Here is a 15,959-nt window from a genome sequence, read left to right on the forward strand (position 1 = left end):
TTCCTTACCCCCAGGGAGTTTCCATGAGAACCCGGTCCATCGTCTGCGCCGTGCTGGCGGCGGCGCTCACCCTCACCGCGGCGACCGGCTGCCGCGACTCGCGTACCGGCGACAAGGCGGGCGCCGCGGGTGCCGACAACCACGTCTCGATCATGGTCGGCGGCATCGACAAGGTGATCTACCTGCCCGCGAAGCTGACCGACCAGCTCGGCTACTTCAAGCAGGAGGGCCTGGACGTCAAGCTGCTCACCGAACCGGCCGGTGCGCAGGCGGAGAACGTGCTGATCTCCGGCGACGTGCAGGGTGTGGTCGGGTTCTACGACCACACCATCGACCTGCAGACCAAACACAAGTGCATCGAGTCGGTGGTGCAGATGGCCGACGTGCCGGGCGAGGTCGAGATGGTCGCGAGCGACAAGGCGGGCCAGATCCGGTCGCCGAAGGACTTCAAGGGCCGCAAGCTCGGCGTCACCAGCCCCGGATCGTCCACCGACTTCCTCACCCAGTACCTGGCGAGCAAGCAGGGCCTGACCTCGGCCGACTACACGACCGTGAAGGCCGGTGCCGGGCAGACCTTCATCGCGGCGCTGGAGAACGGCGGCATCGACGCCGGGATGACCACCGACCCGACGGTGGCGCAGCTGGTCTCGTCCGGCAAGGGCAAGGTGCTGCTGGACATGCGTACCGAGGAGGGCACCAAGGCGGCGCTCGGCGGCCTGTACCCGTCCACCTCGCTGTACATGGACTGCGGGTACGTCAAGGCGCACCCGCAGACCGTGCAGAAGCTGGCCAACGCACTGGTCCGGACGCTCAAGTGGATCCACGCGCACTCCGCCGAGCAGATCGCGGCGAAGATGCCGGCCGACTACGCCAACGGTGGCAAGCAGCTGTACGTCAAGTCGATCAAGGACACGATCGGCATGTTCAACAGCGACGGCCGGATGGCCCCGAGCGCGCCGCACAACTCGCTGAAGGTGCTCGGCTCGTTCTCACCGAACGTCAAGGGCAAGCAGGACACCGTCGACCTGTCGAAGACCTACACCACGCGGTTCGTCGACAAGGCCAAGTGATCGGATCGGCGGCGGCCGGCCCGGTACGTCCGGGCCGGCCGCCGCCGTGCGTCCGCAACCGGCGGGGTCAGCCGGCGGACTTGCCGGTGCCTTCGCCCTTGCTGACCAGCTCCGGGTGGGACAGCAGGAGGTCGTCCACCTTGTCGGTACGCAACGCCTTGAACAGCTGGTCGTCCACCGGCTGCACGACGCCTTCGTTGCCGTCCTGCAGCGTGGTGTGCGCGATCTGCAGGGTGGTGATGCTGTCCGGGCTGATCTTGCGCAGTGCCAGGACCAAATCGACGACCTGGTAGCCGTTGAGGTCCATGGTCAGTGCCTTGCCGGCGGCGCCGATCACCTTGTCGATCTTGCTGGGGTTGGTGAGGACGCCGGCGCTGGTGGCGCGCTTGAGGATCTGCTTGATGAACTGCTGCTGCATCCGCTGCCGACCGTAGTCGGAGTCGTTGTACGCGTAGCGTTCCCGGACCAGGGCGAGCGCCATGTCGGCGTCGTAGTGGTGGCAGCCCTTCTGGAACGTGTGGTGGCCGAGCGACGGCTGGGTCGAGGTGAACGTCTTGTCCACGCACAGGGTGACGCCGCCGAGTTCGGCGGTGATCGCCTTGAACCCGTCCCAGTTGACCAGCGCCGCCATGGTGAAGTCGGCACCGGTGAGCTGCTGCACGGTGGCGTGCAGGCTCTGCATGCCGCCCTTGATGTCGTTGACGTCCTTCATCCCGTCCGGGAACGAGGCGTTGATCTTGGTAGTCTCGCCACCCTTACCGGTGTGCTTGTCGACCGGGATCGTCACCTCCAGGTCCCGCGGGATCGACAGCAGGTAGGCGTGGTCGAGCGAGGCCGGGATGTGCAGCCACATGATCGAGTCGGTCCGCGGCAGCTCGCCGGAGGATTTCCAGCTCTTGCGCATGTCCGAGCCGGCCAGCAGCATGTCGATCGGCCCGGTGACCCGGCTGTCGTGCTCGGTGTTGCGGCCGTTGCCGTCGCCGAGCAGGTCGTCCTGGGCGACCGAGTTGTTGACCTTGTCGGCCACGGCGACGGTGCCCGCGTACACGCCGGTACTGGTGATCACCAGGACCAGTCCGGCGATCAGGCACAACTTCGTCCACCAGGGACTGCGCCTGCGGTTCCGGCGACGGCTCATCGGGTCACTCCTTGTTCATCGCGGTGGGGGGAGTCGTGGTCGGCGGTTTCGTGGCCGACCACGTTGTCACGCGACGCGGCATAGTCGACTTCTCCCGATCGACCTGCCGCTTTGTTCGTCTCCTACCTTGCCGTACGGATCGGGATTCGCGCGGGGCGGCCCGGCACACCACGCGCATGGCGCGTCAATGGTTGCGCAGCGTTCCGATGGCGCGGCACTGGGGTGACCGACGGTCATCGGTCGGGCCCCGGGGTGCGGTGCCGGTGCGGTGGTCCGGTAAGGGCGTCTCGGTCGGTCATCCTGGTCTCCTCACTCGGTACGGGCGTGCTGCGCCGCGGGCCGTCAGTCGCCACCGGCGAAGCCCGGCCCGGTCACCAACCGGGCGAGGTCGGCGTCGGACAGCGCCGGGGCGGGCAGCGGCGCCCTGCCGGGGTAGGCACCCCGCTGGTCGGCGCTGAGCGTGACGGCGTGACCGCTGCCGAACACCGTTGCGTACCGCGCCGTGGTGCCGTCGGGCAGGCGTTGCTCGTCCAGCCGCACCTGGATCCCACCCACCGCCGTCACCGAGCACCGGGCCGGCGTCTCGTGGTGCCGCAGCGGGATCGACGCGGCACACGGCGAGCCGCCCGGCGGGTACCGCTGGCTGTTCGTCCAGACCACCCACAGCGACCCGGCCCGTCCGTCGCGGTAGACGTCGGTGTGCGCCTCGATGACCCAGTCGCCGGTCGCCGGCCCGGCCGGACCCGTGTACCCGCGGACCTGGTAGGTGAGGTTTCCGTGCCGCACGAGGTCCGCCTTCGGCACGGCGTAGCCCGGCGGTACCGAACGGGTCAGCGCGTCGAGCAGTTCGGACGCGCGGGCGGACAGGTCCGGGCCCGCGGTCCGGGGGCGGCCGGACGGCAGGAAGTGCGTCACGTTCGGAGTCGGATGCGGGGTGTGTTCGTGGGCGATACCGCGTTGCGGCGGTACGGACCGCTCCCCGGACAGCAGGCCGGCCGCGCCGGCGGTACCGGCACCGGCCAGCAGGACCATCGCGAGCGCGGTGGCGGAGACGCCCAGCGCCCGGCGCCGGCGGGCGGTCCGCCCGGCGGCCACCACCTCGCCCGCCTCCGGCAGCGGCGGCTCCGCCTCGTCGAGTACCCGTGCGAACAGGTCCTTGATCTCCTGGTCGGTCATGCCGGGTCTCCCGCGGTGATCGAGTGCCGTTCGGGTAGCGCCCGGCGCAGCGTCTCCAGCCCGCGCGCGGTGTGGCTTTTCACCGTGCCCTCGGTGATGCCGAGGACCTCCGCCGTCTCCGCGACCGACAGGTCCTCCCAGAACCGCAGTACCAGCACGGCCCGCTGCCGGCTCGCGACCTGGGCGAGCGCCGCCAGCAGGACCATCCGTTCCTCCGGCGCGGACGCGTCGACAGCCACGTCGGGTACCGCGTCGGTCGGGTACTCCCGGCGCGAGGCGCGCCGCTGCTGGTCGAGAAAGGATCGCAGCACGATGCGCCGCACGTACTGGTCCAGCCGGTCGTGCCGGGACACCCGGTGCCACGCGAGGTAGAGCTTGGTGTACGCGGTCTGGACCAGGTCCTCGGCGGCATGCCAGTCGCCGCACAACAGGTACGCGGTGCGCCGCATCGATGCCGCGCGCGCCCGGTAGTACGCGGTGAACCCGTCCTCGCGTCGGCCCATCCGGCGGTGCTCCCTCCGTACCCGTGTGCGTTAGACACGGGCCGGGCCGTCGCGCGGGTTGTCATCGCCGGCGCCGAACCTGCCGGCCCGGAACCCTGCCGGCCCGGAACCCTGCCGGCCCGGAGGCCTGCCGGCCTGGAAGCCTGCCGGCCCCGGATCTGCCGGCGCCGGACCTGCCGGCGCCGAAGGCGCCGCGCGGACGTGCCGGCGCGGCCGGGCAGACGGGGCCGGGGCGGCTCGGTGGCCGCCCCGGCCCGTGGCGCGGACCGGGTCAGTGCACGGTACGGGCGGCCGACAGCGGGCTCGCCACCTCGGTCGGGCTGAGCGCCAGCACCGCGTAGCTGTACGTACCGGAGCCCGCGGTGGTGTCGGTGTAGCGCTGGGTGTGTCCGGTCGCGCGCACGGTCGCGATCAGGTTGGTCGCGTCGACGACCGGCTGCGCACCGTGGCCGTCGAAGCGGAAGATCGCATAGCTGCTCGGCCGCAGCGACCCGGTCGGGTGGAACCGCAGGCTCACCCCGTCGTCGGTGCGGACGGCGTGGGTCAGCTGCGGGCGGTGCGGCGCCCGCGGATCCAGCCGCGGCATCGCCGGTGGCAGTGCCGGGTGCTGGTAGTGGTCGGCGACCAGCCGGCTGGTCGCGCCGAGTGTGTCGGCCCGCACCTCGGTCGCGGAGAAGTAGACGTTGCCGGCCACCTCCGGGTACTTCGCGTCCAGGTCCAGGTGGCGGGACAGCTCGGCCTGGTCCTGCCAGGCGGCGGGCTGCCCGGCGGCGCCGACCTTGTAGGTCGCCTCACCGATGTAGAGCTTGACCGGGGTGTCGCGCACCTGCTCGGCCCACCACGGTGTCAGCTTCGCGTAGTCGGCGACCGGCAGGCCGATGTTCCAGTAGATCTGCGGATTGATGTAGTCCAGCCAGCCCTCCTTCACCCACTTCCGGGTGTCGGCGTAGTTGGCGTTGTAGGACTCGGTGCCGCCGGTGTCCGAACCGGCCGGGTCGCTGGACGCGTTGCGCCAGATGCCGAACGGGCTGACGCCGAACTGCACGTGCGGCTTGCGCGCGTGGATGCGCTGGTACATCTCGCTGATCAGCAGGTCGATGTTGTGCCGCCGCCAGTCGCCGATGTCGTCGAACCCGTCGCCGTAGGTGGCGAACGTGTCGGTGTCCGGCAGGTCCTTACCGGACACCGGGTACGGGTAGAAGTAGTCGTCGAAGTGCACGCCGTCGATGTCGTAGCGCAGCGCGTCCAGGATGGCGTCCTCGACGAACCGGCGTACCTCGGGGATGCCGGGGTTGTAGTAGAGCTTCGGGCCGTACGGGAAGACCCAGTCCGGGTGCCGGCGCGCCGGGTGCCACTCCACCAGCTTGCTCGGGTCGGTCTGCATGCTCACCCGGTACGGGTTGAACCAGGCGTGCAGCTGCAGGTTGCGCTTGTGCGCCTCCTCGACCGCGAACGCCAGCGGGTCGTAGCCGGGGTCGACCCCCTGGGTGCCGGTCAGGTACTGCGACCACGGCTCGTAGCGGGACGGCCAGAACGCGTCGGCGGTCGGCCGTACCTGCAGCATCACCGCGTTGAACCGCAGCGACACGGCGAGGTCGAACCAGGCGGTGAGTTGGGCGCGCTGCTCCTCGGCCGGCAGCCCGGTCGCGGACGGCCAGTCGATGTTGACGACGCTGGCGATCCACATCGCGCGCAGCTGCCGGAGCGGTGCGTTCGGGTCCGCGCCGGGCGCGGCCGGGCCCTCGGCGTGGGCGGCGGTGGGTAGCAGCATGCCGGGGATGGCGGCGACGCCGGCGGCGAGGGCGGTACCGGCGGCGAGCGTGCCGAGCCGGCGCCGGGTCAGCGGGGTGCCGAGCAACCGCTCGGGCAGGTCGGGACCTGACGGGGGCATCTGAAGTTCCCTTCAAGCCTGGAGGTGACGTTGGTAAGGAAGTTTCACGCGCCGGGGCGCGGAACGCAACGATCCGCACGGGCCAACCGCGAACGGATCCGGCGGCATAACGGTGCCAGGACCATCTTCCCGGGTGCATGGGGCGAAACAGGCAAGTCGGCTAAACCCGCCATGGTGGGTCGGTTGCTGGGGATCGGCCGGTACCGGGCAGTGAATCAGCTCCCGATCCGGTGATGTGCTGGTCGCGGTCGGCGCCACCGGCAGAGGGTTGCGGGAAGTACCCGGGATGCGACGGAGGTGGCGATGCCGACCACGGCACGACGGTCCGGCCTGGCCGGCGTGGCGACCCTGCTGCTGGCCGGTGTGGTGGCCGGGCTCGTCGTCGCCGCGGTGGCCTTCCCCGCCAGCGCGCTCTCCGGCCTCGCGCTGCGCGCTGTCGGCGGCTCCGCCGACGCCCTGCCCGCGGCGCTCAAGTCGCCGCCCACCCAGGAGGCCTCCTACCTCTACGCCAACGACGGCAAGACGCTGATCACCACCTTCTACGACGAGAACCGCAAGGCCGTCTCGTTCTCGGCGATCGCGCCGGTGATGCGCAAGGCGATCGTGGCCGCCGAGGACACCCGGTTCTACCAGCACGGCGGCGTCGACCCGCGGGGCGTGATCCGGGCCCTGGTGGCGAACGGCTCGGCCGGCGGCGTCAGCCAGGGCGCCTCGACGCTGACCATGCAGTACGTGCGCAACGTGCTCAAGACCGACCCGAGCCTCACCCCGCAGCAGCGCGCCGACGCGACCAAGGACACCGTCGGCCGCAAGATCCAGGAGATGCGGTACGCGACGGCGCTGGAACAGAAGCTGTCCAAGAACGAGATCCTGCGCCGCTACCTCAACATCGCCTACTTCGGCCACGGCGCGTACGGCATCTACGCGGCCAGCCGGACCTACTTCTCGGTACCGCCGGACCGGCTGACGCTGCCGCAGGCGGCGCTGCTCGCCGGGCTGGTCCAGTCGCCCGACGCCGACAACCCCGTCACCGGGGACCGCAAGGCGGCGCTGGCCCGGCGCAGCTACGTGCTGGACGCGATGGCCAAGGCCGGCGACATCAGCCGCGGCCAGGCGGCCCGCGCCAAGGCGACACCGCTAGCCCTGAACCCCAGCACCACCCCGAACGACTGCGTCTCGGTACCGGCGAACCACAACGACTGGGGCTTCTTCTGCGACTACGTCAAGCAGTGGTGGGACGCCCAGCCGGCGTTCGGCAAGACCGTCGCGCAGCGTGAGCAGGCGCTGCGCCAGGGCGGGTACAGGATCGTCACCTCGCTGGACCCGGACACCCAGCGCCAGGCGCTGGCCCAGTCGCTGTCGGTGTACGGCTACGACAGCGCCCGCGCGCTGCCGATGGCGGTGGTGCAGCCCGGCACCGGCAAGGTGACCGCGCTCGCGGTCAACCGCCACTTCAGCCTGGCGAGGAACCCGGCCGGTCAGCAGGGGTACCCGAACACCACCGCGCAGCTGATCGCCGGCGGCAACGGCGTCGACGGGTACCAGGCCGGGTCGACGTTCAAGATGTTCACCATGCTGGCCGCCCTGAGCGAGGGCAAGCCGCTGTCCACCGGGTTCGACGCGCCCGGCCGGTTGCAGACCAGGTGGCCCGACGCGGGCGCCGCGAGCTGCGGCGGCTACTACTGCCCAGGCAACGACAACCCGTCCTGGATGGACGGCTACCGGACGATGTGGACCGGCTTCGGCCGCTCGGTCAACACCTACTTCGTCTGGCTGGAGGAGCAGATCGGGCCGCAGAAGGCCGTCGCGATGGCGAAGAGGCTCGGCATCAGGTTCCGCGCCGACTCCGACGCGCGGCGGGCCGCGCACGACGCCGGCAGCTGGGGCTCGTTCACCCTCGGCGTCGCGGACACCACCCCGCTGGACCTGGCCAACGCGTACGCGACGGTCGCGGCACAGGGGAAGTACTGTGCCCCGACGCCGATCACCTCGATCACCGACGCGCACGGTGCCCGGGTCTCGGCCGGCGGGCCGGACTGCCACCAGGCGATCGGCAAGGGGGTCGCGGCGGCCGCCGCCGACGCGGCGCGCTGCCCGGTGGGCCAGCAGTCGGCCGGCGGGCACTGCGACGGCGGTACCGCCACCGAGGTGGGCAGCATCCTGTCCGGCCGGTCGGTCGGCGGCAAGACCGGCTCGTCGGAGAACAACGCCACCGAGACGTTCGTCGGGTTCACCCCGCAGATCGCCGCCGCCGGCATCGCCGCGAACCCGTCCGACCCGTCCGACTACGTCGGCTCCGGTGTGTCGGCCGCCGTCGACCGGGCGGTGGCGCAGACCATGCGCACCGCCCTGCGAGGGACGACCGGGACCGACCTGCCGACCCCACCGGCCAGACTCACCGGCGACTGACGCCGCCCGGCGTCGCGGGCCGCTGGTCACCGCCGACGCCCGTACGGCCGGCTCCGGGCCGGCCAGGGCCCGGTCAGCTGGTAGTGGCCGGGCCGCAGCGGGGGTGGGAAGCGCACGATCATCGCGCCGGTCTGGCAGACCATGCCGCGCCGGTACCGGTGCGCGGGACGTGCGGGTCGTCGCACTGTGCCGGCCGGGGGTCATCGGATACGGTGGCCCACGTCGGAACATGATCGATCGTGTCGGAGGATGCGCGATGTCGTACGTCGAGGATCTGGCGCCCCGGGTGGGCAGCCTGCCGCCGCGAGCAGCCTTCGCCTCGACCGCCCGGTCGCTGTCGCTCAACGGCGACTGGAGGTTCCGGCTCTCACCGCGGATCGACGCGCCCGAGCCCGGCGCACCCGACCTGGACGACTCCGCCTGGGCGAGCCTGCCGGTGCCGTCCAGCTGGCCGATGCACGGCCACGGCAAACCCAGCTACACCAACGTCAACTACCCCTTCCCGGTCGACCCGCCGCACGTGCCGAACGAGAACCCGACGGGCGACCACCGGCTGCGCTTCGAGCTGCCGGCCGACTGGCCGGCGGCCGCACGGTGCTGCGGTTCGACGGGGTGGACTCGTTCGCCCGGGTCTGGCTCAACGGCACCGAACTGGGTTGGTCCACCGGCAGCCGGCTGCCGGTCGAGTACGAGGTCGGGCACCTGCTCGCCGCCGGGTGCAACACGCTCGCGGTGCGGGTGCACCAGTGGTCGGCGGCGAGCTACCTGGAAGACCAGGACATGTGGTGGTTGCCGGGCATCTTCCGGGACGTCACGCTCATCCACCGCCCGGCCGGCGGCCTGACCGACTTCTTCGTGCACGCCGACTTCGAGCCGAGCGAGTCCGATCACACCGTCGGCACCGGCCTGCTGCGGGTGGACACCGACGTACCGGCCCGGCTGTCGGTGCCGGAGCTCGGCATCACCGACCACCCGGCCGACCAGCCGGTCGACATCGGCTGCGTCACCGGCTGGAGCGCCGAGCAGCCGCGGCTGTACGACGGGACGCTCGCCACCGAGGGTGAGCAGGTCGCGATCCGGATCGGCTTCCGCACGGTGTCCATCGTGGACGGCGTGCTGCTGGTCAACGGCCGGCGCGTGCTGCTGCGCGGGGTCAACCGGCACGAGTTCCACCCCGACCTGGGGCGGGTGATACCGGAGGAGACCCTGCGTGCCGAGCTGCTGCTGATGAAGCGGCACCACATCAACGCGATCCGCACCAGCCACTACCCGCCGGACCCGCGGATGCTCGCCCTCGCCGACGAACTCGGCTTCTGGGTGGTCGACGAGTGCGACCTGGAAACCCACGGGTTCGGCTACAACGGCTGGCGCCGGAACCCCAGTGACGATCCACAGTGGACGGACGCGTACCTGGACCGGATGCGCCGGATGGTCGAGCGGGACAAGAACCACCCGTGCATCATCCTGTGGTCGCTGGGCAACGAGTCGGGCATCGGGGTCAACCACGGCGCGATGGCCGACTGGACCCGCCGCCGTGACGGCTCCCGGCCGATCCACTACGAGGGCGACTACGCCTGCCGCTACGTCGACGTGTACTCCCGGATGTACTCCTCGCACGCCGAGGTGGACGCGATCGGCCGGCACGCCGAGGACCGGCACCCGGACGCCGACGACGCCCTCGACGCGAAGCGCCGCGGCATGCCGTTCATCCTCTGCGAGTACGGGCACGCGATGGGCAACGGGCCCGGCGGCCTGCTGGAGTACCGGGAGCTGTTCGAGAAGTACCCGCGCTGCCAGGGCGGGTTCATCTGGGAGTGGCTGGACCACGGCATCCGCAGCCACACCGCCGACGGCCGGGAGTACTTCCGCTACGGCGGCGACTTCGGCGAGGAGTTGCACGACGGCAACTTCATCGTCGACGGTCTGGTGTTCCCGGACCGCACCCCGTCGCCCGGCCTCGTCGAGTTCGCCAAGCTCATCGAGCCGGTACGGGTCGAGTTCGCCGGTCCGGCACCCGGTTCGGCCGCGGCGCCGTCGCCGGGCCGGCGCACCGTGCGGCTGCGCAGCACGTACGACCACGCCGCGATCGCCGACGCGATGCTGCGCTGGCGGGTCGCGGTGGACGGCGAACAGCTCGGCGCCGGCGAGACCACGGTGCCGCCGATCCCGGCCGGCGGCACCGTCGACCTGGACCTCAAGGACCTGCCGGCGCCCACCGGTGAGGGTGAGTGCTGGCTGACCGTCACCGTCGAGTCCACGGTGGACACCGCGTGGGCGGCGGCCGGGCACCTGCTCGGGGACGGCCAGGTGCGGCTCGCCGCGGCATGCCGGGCCGCCCTGCCGGCGCCGCTGCCGCCCCGCACCGGTGAGCTGATCGAGCTCGGCGCGGGCCGGTTCGACCCGGCCGACGGCGTGCTGCGCGGGCTCGGCGAGCTCACCCTGACCGGCCCGCGGCTGGACGTGTGGCGGGCGCCGATCGACAACGACAAGCCGTACCGGGCCGGCTGGCGCGCCGCCGGGCTGCACCGGATGCACCACCGTACCGACGAGGTGCGGCCGACCGCGGCCGGCCTGCTGGTGCGTACCCGGGTGGCCGCGGCGAGCCGCGACGCCGGCCTGGCGGTGGAGTACCGCTGGAGTGCGCACGGCGACCTGCTCCGGCTGGTGGTGTCGGTGGTACCGCAGGGCGAGTGGCTGGTTCCGTTGCCCCGGTTGGGTCTGCGGCTCGCGCTGCCGGCCGCGCTGGAGCACGTCACCTGGTTCGGCGGCGGCCCCGGCGAGGCGTACGCCGACAGTCGGCAGGCGGCGCGGATCGACCGGTTCAGCGCGACGGTGGACGAGTTGCAGACCCCGTACGTGTTCCCGCAGGAGAACGGCAACCGCACCGCGGTGCGCTGGGCGACGCTGCTGGACGGGTCCGGGCACGGGCTCCGGGTCGAGGGTGCGCCGAGCATCGAGCTGACCGCACGCCGCTGGACCAGCGAGCAGCTCGCCGCCGCCCGGCACACCACCGACCTGGTCGCCGGCGACGCGATCCAGCTCAACCTGGACCACGCCCAGCACGGGCTGGGCTCCGGCTCCTGCGGCCCGGCGGTGCTGCCACGCTACGAGCTGCGCGCCGAGCCGGTCACCTTCGAGGTGCGGCTGCGCGCGATCTGATCCTCCGGCAGTGCCGGCGTCGCGCCAGGGCCGTGTCGACGGCCCGATCGCCGGGGTCCCGGACCAGGCCGAGCGGCTCCGGGCCGCCGGCCGCCCGGGACCTCGTGGCCGCGGGCGTCGGCCGACCCGGCACGGCCCTGGTACGGCGCCGTGCCGGGCGCTGCGGGCAGGATCACAGCGCGACCGGCCGCAATCGTTGGCAGGGTGGAGCGGGCACCCCCGCAGAACCCGGAGCAGCAGACCATGAGCACCCCCGCGACCGCGCACGACACCCAGCACGCGTTGCGCGGCGAGCCGCGGATACCGATCCGGATGATCCTCATCCTCGGCGGGCTGTCGGCGTTCGCCCCGCTGTCGATCGACATGTACCTGCCGGCGCTGCCCCGGCTGACCAGCCAGCTGTCCACCAGCGCCGCCGCCGCCCAGCTGAGCCTGACGGCCTGCCTGGTCGGGCTCGCCGCCGGGCAGCTGCTCGCCGGGCCGCTGTCGGACGTGCTGGGCCGGCGCCGGCCGTTGCTGGTCGGTCTGGTCTGTTACACCGTCGCCTCGGTGCTGTGCGCGTTCGCCCCGAACGTCTGGGCGCTGGTGGCGCTGCGGCTGGTGCAGGGGCTGTCCGGCGCCGCCGGCGTGGTGCTGTCCCGTGCCGTGGTGCGCGACCTGCGCTCCGGTACCGGCGCGGCGAAGCTGTTCGCCACCCTGATGCTGGTGAACGGCATCGCACCGGTACTGGCACCCACCATCGGCGGCCAGCTGCTCCGCTTCACCTCGTGGCGCGGCGTGTTCGCGGTGCTGACCGTCATCGGCGCCGGGCTGCTGTGCGCGGTGCTCGCCGGCCTGCCCGAGACGCACCCCGCCGACCGGCGCCGAGCCGGTGGCCTCGCCGCCACCGGGCGGGCGTTTCGGGTGCTGCTCGCCGACCGCGGGTTCCTCGGCCTCGCGCTCGCCGCCGGCTGCGTGTCCGGGGCCATGTTCGCCTACATCTCCGGATCCTCGTTCGTCCTGCAGGACGTGTACGGGATGTCGGCGCAGCTGTTCGCCCTGGTGTTCGGCGCCAACGCGGTGGGCATCGTGGCTGCCGGCCAGCTGTCGGCGCGGCTGGTGGGCCGGCTCGGCCCCGCGGCGCTGCTGCGCACCGGTGCGTACCTCTGTGCCGGCGGCGGTCTGCTCCTCGTGGTCGCGGTGAGCAGCGGTGCCGGGCTGCCGCTCGTGTTGCCCGCGCTGTTCGCGGTGGTGGCGAGCGTCGGGCTGGTCAGCCCGAACGCCACCTCGCTGGCGCTGGCCGAGCACGGGCACATCGCCGGCAGCGCCTCGGCCGTGCTCGGCGTGCTGCAGTTCGTGGTCGGTGGGGCGGTGGCGCCGCTGGTGGGCCTCGCCGGCACCGGCACCCCGGTACCGATGGCGGTGGTGATCGTCGCTCTCGCGCTCGCCGCGGTCGCCCTGCTGCACACCCTTGCCCGCCGTCCGGCGACCGGTCCTTGATCGACGACACCGCACCCGATGGCGCGATGGGGTGATCTGGCGTTCGGCCGCCTCCGGCCGCGTCTCGGTGATACGAAAGGTGGATGGGACTTCCGGTCAAGCTCGCGCACCTGCCGGCTCGGATGGCCGCCGGTGGCTTCCTGCTCAACTCCGGGCTGAGCAAGCGCGGCGCCGACGAGCAGGCCGCCGCGTCGCTGCACGGCATGGCGGCCGGCGCCTACCCGTTCCTGAAGCGGGTCGATCCGCAGCGGTTCGTCGGGCTGCTGTCGAAGGCGGAGATCGCCCTGGGCGTCGCGCTGCTCAACCCGGTGGTGCCGACCGCGGTGGCCGGGCTCGGGCTCGCCGGGTTCTCCACCGGCCTGGTCGGGATGTACCTGCGCACGCCCGGGGTGCACAAGCCGGGCAGCCCGCTGCCCACCGAGCAGGGCGTGCCGCTGGCGAAGGACTTCTGGCTGCTCGGCATGGCGCTCGGGTTCCTGATCGAAGCCGTCGCCGAGCGCCGCCGCAACCGCTGACGCCGCGCCGTACCACGGTGCCGTGGCGCGCGATGGTCGCCGCCCTGGACGTGCCGGCGGGCACCGACCCGACCAGGGTCGGCGCCCGCCGGGCAGGACGTGCGCCGAGGCTCAGGCCGCCGCCCGTGCCGCGGCCGGCTCGGACAGGGCGAGCCGCAGCACCTCGTCGACCGTGTCGACCAGGTGAATCTGCAGCGCGTCACGCACCGCCGCCGGTACCTCGTCCAGGTCGGGCTCGTTGCGCCGGGGCAGGATCACCTCGGTCAGCCCCGCCCGGTGCGCCGCCAGCAGCTTCTGCTTGGCCCCGCCGATCGGCAGCACCCGTCCGGTCAGCGACACCTCGCCGGTCATCCCGACCTCGGCCCGTACCGGCCGTCCGGACAGCAGCGATGCCAGCGCGGTGGTCATCGTGACGCCGGCGGACGGCCCGTCCTTCGGCACCGCACCGGCTGGTACGTGCACGTGGACCCGGTGGTCGGCCAGCGGCTCGGTCGGCACCCGCAGGGCGTCGGCGTTGGCCCGCAGGTACGACAGCGCGATCTGGGTCGACTCCTTCATCACGTCGCCGAGCTGACCGGTCAGGGTCAGGCCCGGCTCGCCGGCCAGCAGCGCCGCCTCGACGAACAGCACCTCGCCGCCGGCGCCGGTGACGGCGAGTCCGGTGGCCACGCCGGGCGTGGCGGTCCGGTCGGCGACCTCCGGGGTGAACCGCGGCCGGCCGAGGAACTCGCGCAGGTCGTCGACGTCGATGGTCAGCGGCGGCTCGGCGGCGCCGGTGGCGAGCCTGGTCGCCACCTTGCGCAGCGCGCGGGCGAGCAGCTGGTCGAGCTGGCGCACCCCGGGCTCCCGGGTGTACTCGCCGGCGATGCGGCGCAGCGCGTCGTCGGTCAGCGTGACCTCGTCGGTGTCCAGTGCGGCCCGCTCCAGCTGCCGGGGCAGCAGGTGGTCGCGCGCGATCGTGACCTTCTCGTCCTCGGTGTAGCCGTCCAGCCGGATCAGCTCCATCCGGTCCAGCAACGCCGGCGGGATCGTGTCGGCGACGTTGGCGGTGGCGAGGAACAGCACGTCCGACAGGTCCAGCTCGACCTCCAGGTAGTGGTCGGTGAACGTGTGGTTCTGCGCCGGGTCCAGCACCTCCAGCAGCGCCGCGGCCGGGTCGCCGCGGTAGTCCGCGCCGACCTTGTCCACCTCGTCCAGCAGCACCACCGGGTTCATCGAACCGGCCTCGGAGATCGCCCGGACGATGCGGCCCGGCAGCGCGCCGACGTAGGTACGCCGGTGGCCGCGGATCTCCGCCTCGTCCCGCACGCCGCCGAGCGCCACCCGGACGAACTTGCGCCCGAGCGCACGTGCCACCGACTCACCCAGCGACGTCTTGCCCACGCCGGGCGGCCCGACCAGTGCCAGTACCGCACCGGAGCCGCGGCCGCCGACCACCGACAGGCCGCGCTCGGCCCGCCGGGACCGGACCGCGAGGTACTCCACGATGCGGTCCTTGACGTCGTCCAGCCCGGCATGGTCGGTGTCCAGCACCTCCCGTGCCGCCGGTACGTCGGTCGAGTCGGTGGTGCGGGTGGTCCACGGCAACTCCAGCACCGTGTCCAGCCAGGTACGGATCCAGCCGGCCTCGGGGGACTGGTCGGAGGCGCGCTCCAGCTTGCCCACCTCGCGCAGCGCGGCGGTCTTCACCTTCTCCGGCAGCTCCGCCGCCTCGACCCGGGACCGGTAGTCGTCGGCGCCGTCCGGCTCGTTCTCGCCCAGCTCCTTGCGGATCGCGGCGAGCTGCTGGCGCAGCAGGAACTCCCGCTGCGACTTGTCCATGTTCTGCTGCACGTCGTCGCGGATCTTCTCCGCCACCTCGGACTCGGCCAGGTGGGTCTTCGCCCAGGCGAGCAGCTTCTCCAGCCGGTCGGCCGGGTCCTCGGTGGACAGCAGGTCGAGCTTCTGTTCGGTGTCCAGCCAACTGGTGTAGCCGGCGGTGTCGGCGAGCTCGCCGGCGTCGCTGATCGCGCCGATCCGGTCGATCACCTCCCACGCGTCACGCTGCTGCAGGATCGAGGTCAGGACCGACTTGTACTCGGTGGCGAGTTCGGCGGTCCGGGCGCTCGGCGCCGGATCGGTGATCTTGTCGGCCTGCACCCAGAGCGCGGCTCCGGGGCCGTTCACGCCGGTACCGATGCGGGCCCGGTTCGTCGCGCGCACGACCACGGCGGGCTCGCCGCCGGGCAGCCGGCCCACCTTGACGATCTCGGCCACGACGCCGATCGCGGCGTAGTGCCCGTCGATGCGCGGGACGAGCAGCAGTCCGGGGGTGTCGCGCGACGTGGTCGCGGTCCGGGCGGCGTCCACCGCGGCCTGCCGTTCCGAGTCCAGGGTGACCGGGACGACCATGCCGGGCAGGACCACGGTGTCGGACAGCGGCAGTACGGGCAGCTCGTAATCGGCCTTGTGGTCAGCCATCTGGTCAGCCATGTGTTGGGGCTCCATTCCTCGTACTCGCCCCGGACAACCTTGAGCCGACCCGACTCATTCCCCAGGAAGTTTCACCGTCAGCGAACAAGGACGGTGCAGAACATGTCGGGCGCGCCGTGATGGTGCCGAGTGGCCGGTTCGGGTCGG

Annotated in this window: 10 protein-coding genes and 1 pseudogene; 6 read left to right on the forward strand and 5 right to left on the reverse strand. The window is 72.3% G+C overall.

Annotated elements, in window-relative coordinates; all coding sequences use genetic code 11:
• The first annotated feature begins 23 nt into the window (after positions 1-23).
• On the forward strand, positions 24-1,070 hold the full coding sequence (locus tag Athai_RS13250; RefSeq protein WP_203961771.1) for an ABC transporter substrate-binding protein: 1,047 nt from the start codon (positions 24-26) through the stop codon (positions 1,068-1,070).
• 67 nt (positions 1,071-1,137) lie between these two features.
• On the opposite strand, the gene Athai_RS13255 is transcribed toward Athai_RS13250, so the two are convergent.
• The 4 genes from Athai_RS13255 to Athai_RS13270 all read right to left on the reverse strand — a co-directional run bounded on the left by Athai_RS13255 (position 1,138) and on the right by Athai_RS13270 (position 5,778).
• Positions 1,138-2,208: an LCP family protein gene (locus Athai_RS13255; RefSeq protein ID WP_203961772.1), complete on the reverse strand. Its 1,071-nt coding sequence runs from the start codon at positions 2,206-2,208 to the stop codon at positions 1,138-1,140.
• 342 nt (positions 2,209-2,550) lie between these two features.
• Positions 2,551-3,384, reverse strand: a complete 834-nt coding sequence (locus Athai_RS13260) for a hypothetical protein (RefSeq protein ID WP_203961773.1) — start codon at positions 3,382-3,384, stop codon at positions 2,551-2,553.
• Positions 3,381-3,887: a SigE family RNA polymerase sigma factor gene (locus Athai_RS13265; RefSeq protein WP_203961774.1), complete on the reverse strand. Its 507-nt coding sequence runs from the start codon at positions 3,885-3,887 to the stop codon at positions 3,381-3,383. The genes Athai_RS13260 and Athai_RS13265 overlap by 4 nt, the downstream gene beginning before the upstream one ends.
• A 271-nt stretch (positions 3,888-4,158) precedes the next feature.
• A complete protein-coding gene (locus Athai_RS13270) occupies positions 4,159-5,778 on the reverse strand; it encodes a glycoside hydrolase family 10-like protein (RefSeq protein WP_239156908.1) in 1,620 nt (539 codons plus the stop codon).
• Positions 5,779-6,081: 303 nt separating this feature from the next.
• Here Athai_RS13270 and Athai_RS13275 point away from each other — a divergent pair, with 303 nt between their 5' ends.
• The 5 genes and pseudogenes from Athai_RS13275 to Athai_RS13290 all read left to right on the forward strand — a co-directional run bounded on the left by Athai_RS13275 (position 6,082) and on the right by Athai_RS13290 (position 13,340).
• A complete protein-coding gene (locus Athai_RS13275; protein WP_203961775.1) occupies positions 6,082-8,187 on the forward strand; it encodes a transglycosylase domain-containing protein in 2,106 nt (701 codons plus the stop codon).
• 256 nt (positions 8,188-8,443) lie between these two features.
• Positions 8,444-8,958, forward strand: a pseudogene (locus tag Athai_RS34785) (sugar-binding domain-containing protein); the annotation flags it as partial.
• 9 nt (positions 8,959-8,967) lie between these two features.
• A complete protein-coding gene (locus tag Athai_RS34790; RefSeq protein WP_275422644.1) occupies positions 8,968-11,346 on the forward strand; it encodes a glycoside hydrolase family 2 TIM barrel-domain containing protein in 2,379 nt (792 codons plus the stop codon).
• A 243-nt stretch (positions 11,347-11,589) separates the two neighbouring features.
• Positions 11,590-12,825 carry a multidrug effflux MFS transporter gene (locus Athai_RS13285; protein WP_239156909.1) on the forward strand — a complete coding sequence of 412 codons (1,236 nt, stop codon included), beginning with the start codon at positions 11,590-11,592 and terminating at the stop codon, positions 12,823-12,825.
• A gap of 83 nt (positions 12,826-12,908) precedes the next feature.
• Positions 12,909-13,340 carry a hypothetical protein gene (locus Athai_RS13290; protein WP_203961777.1) on the forward strand — a complete coding sequence of 144 codons (432 nt, stop codon included), beginning with the start codon at positions 12,909-12,911 and terminating at the stop codon, positions 13,338-13,340.
• Positions 13,341-13,451: 111 nt separating this feature from the next.
• Here the strand turns inward: Athai_RS13290 and lon are convergent, their stop codons facing one another.
• The gene (gene lon, locus Athai_RS13295) at positions 13,452-15,800 is read right to left on the reverse strand and encodes an endopeptidase La (protein WP_203961778.1); all 2,349 of its coding nucleotides are present in this window, start codon (positions 15,798-15,800) and stop codon (positions 13,452-13,454) included.
• Positions 15,801-15,959 lie beyond the last annotated feature (159 nt).

The sequence above is a fragment of the Actinocatenispora thailandica genome (assembly GCF_016865425.1).
In the GTDB taxonomy this organism is placed as follows: Bacteria; Actinomycetota; Actinomycetes; order Mycobacteriales; family Micromonosporaceae; genus Actinocatenispora; species Actinocatenispora thailandica.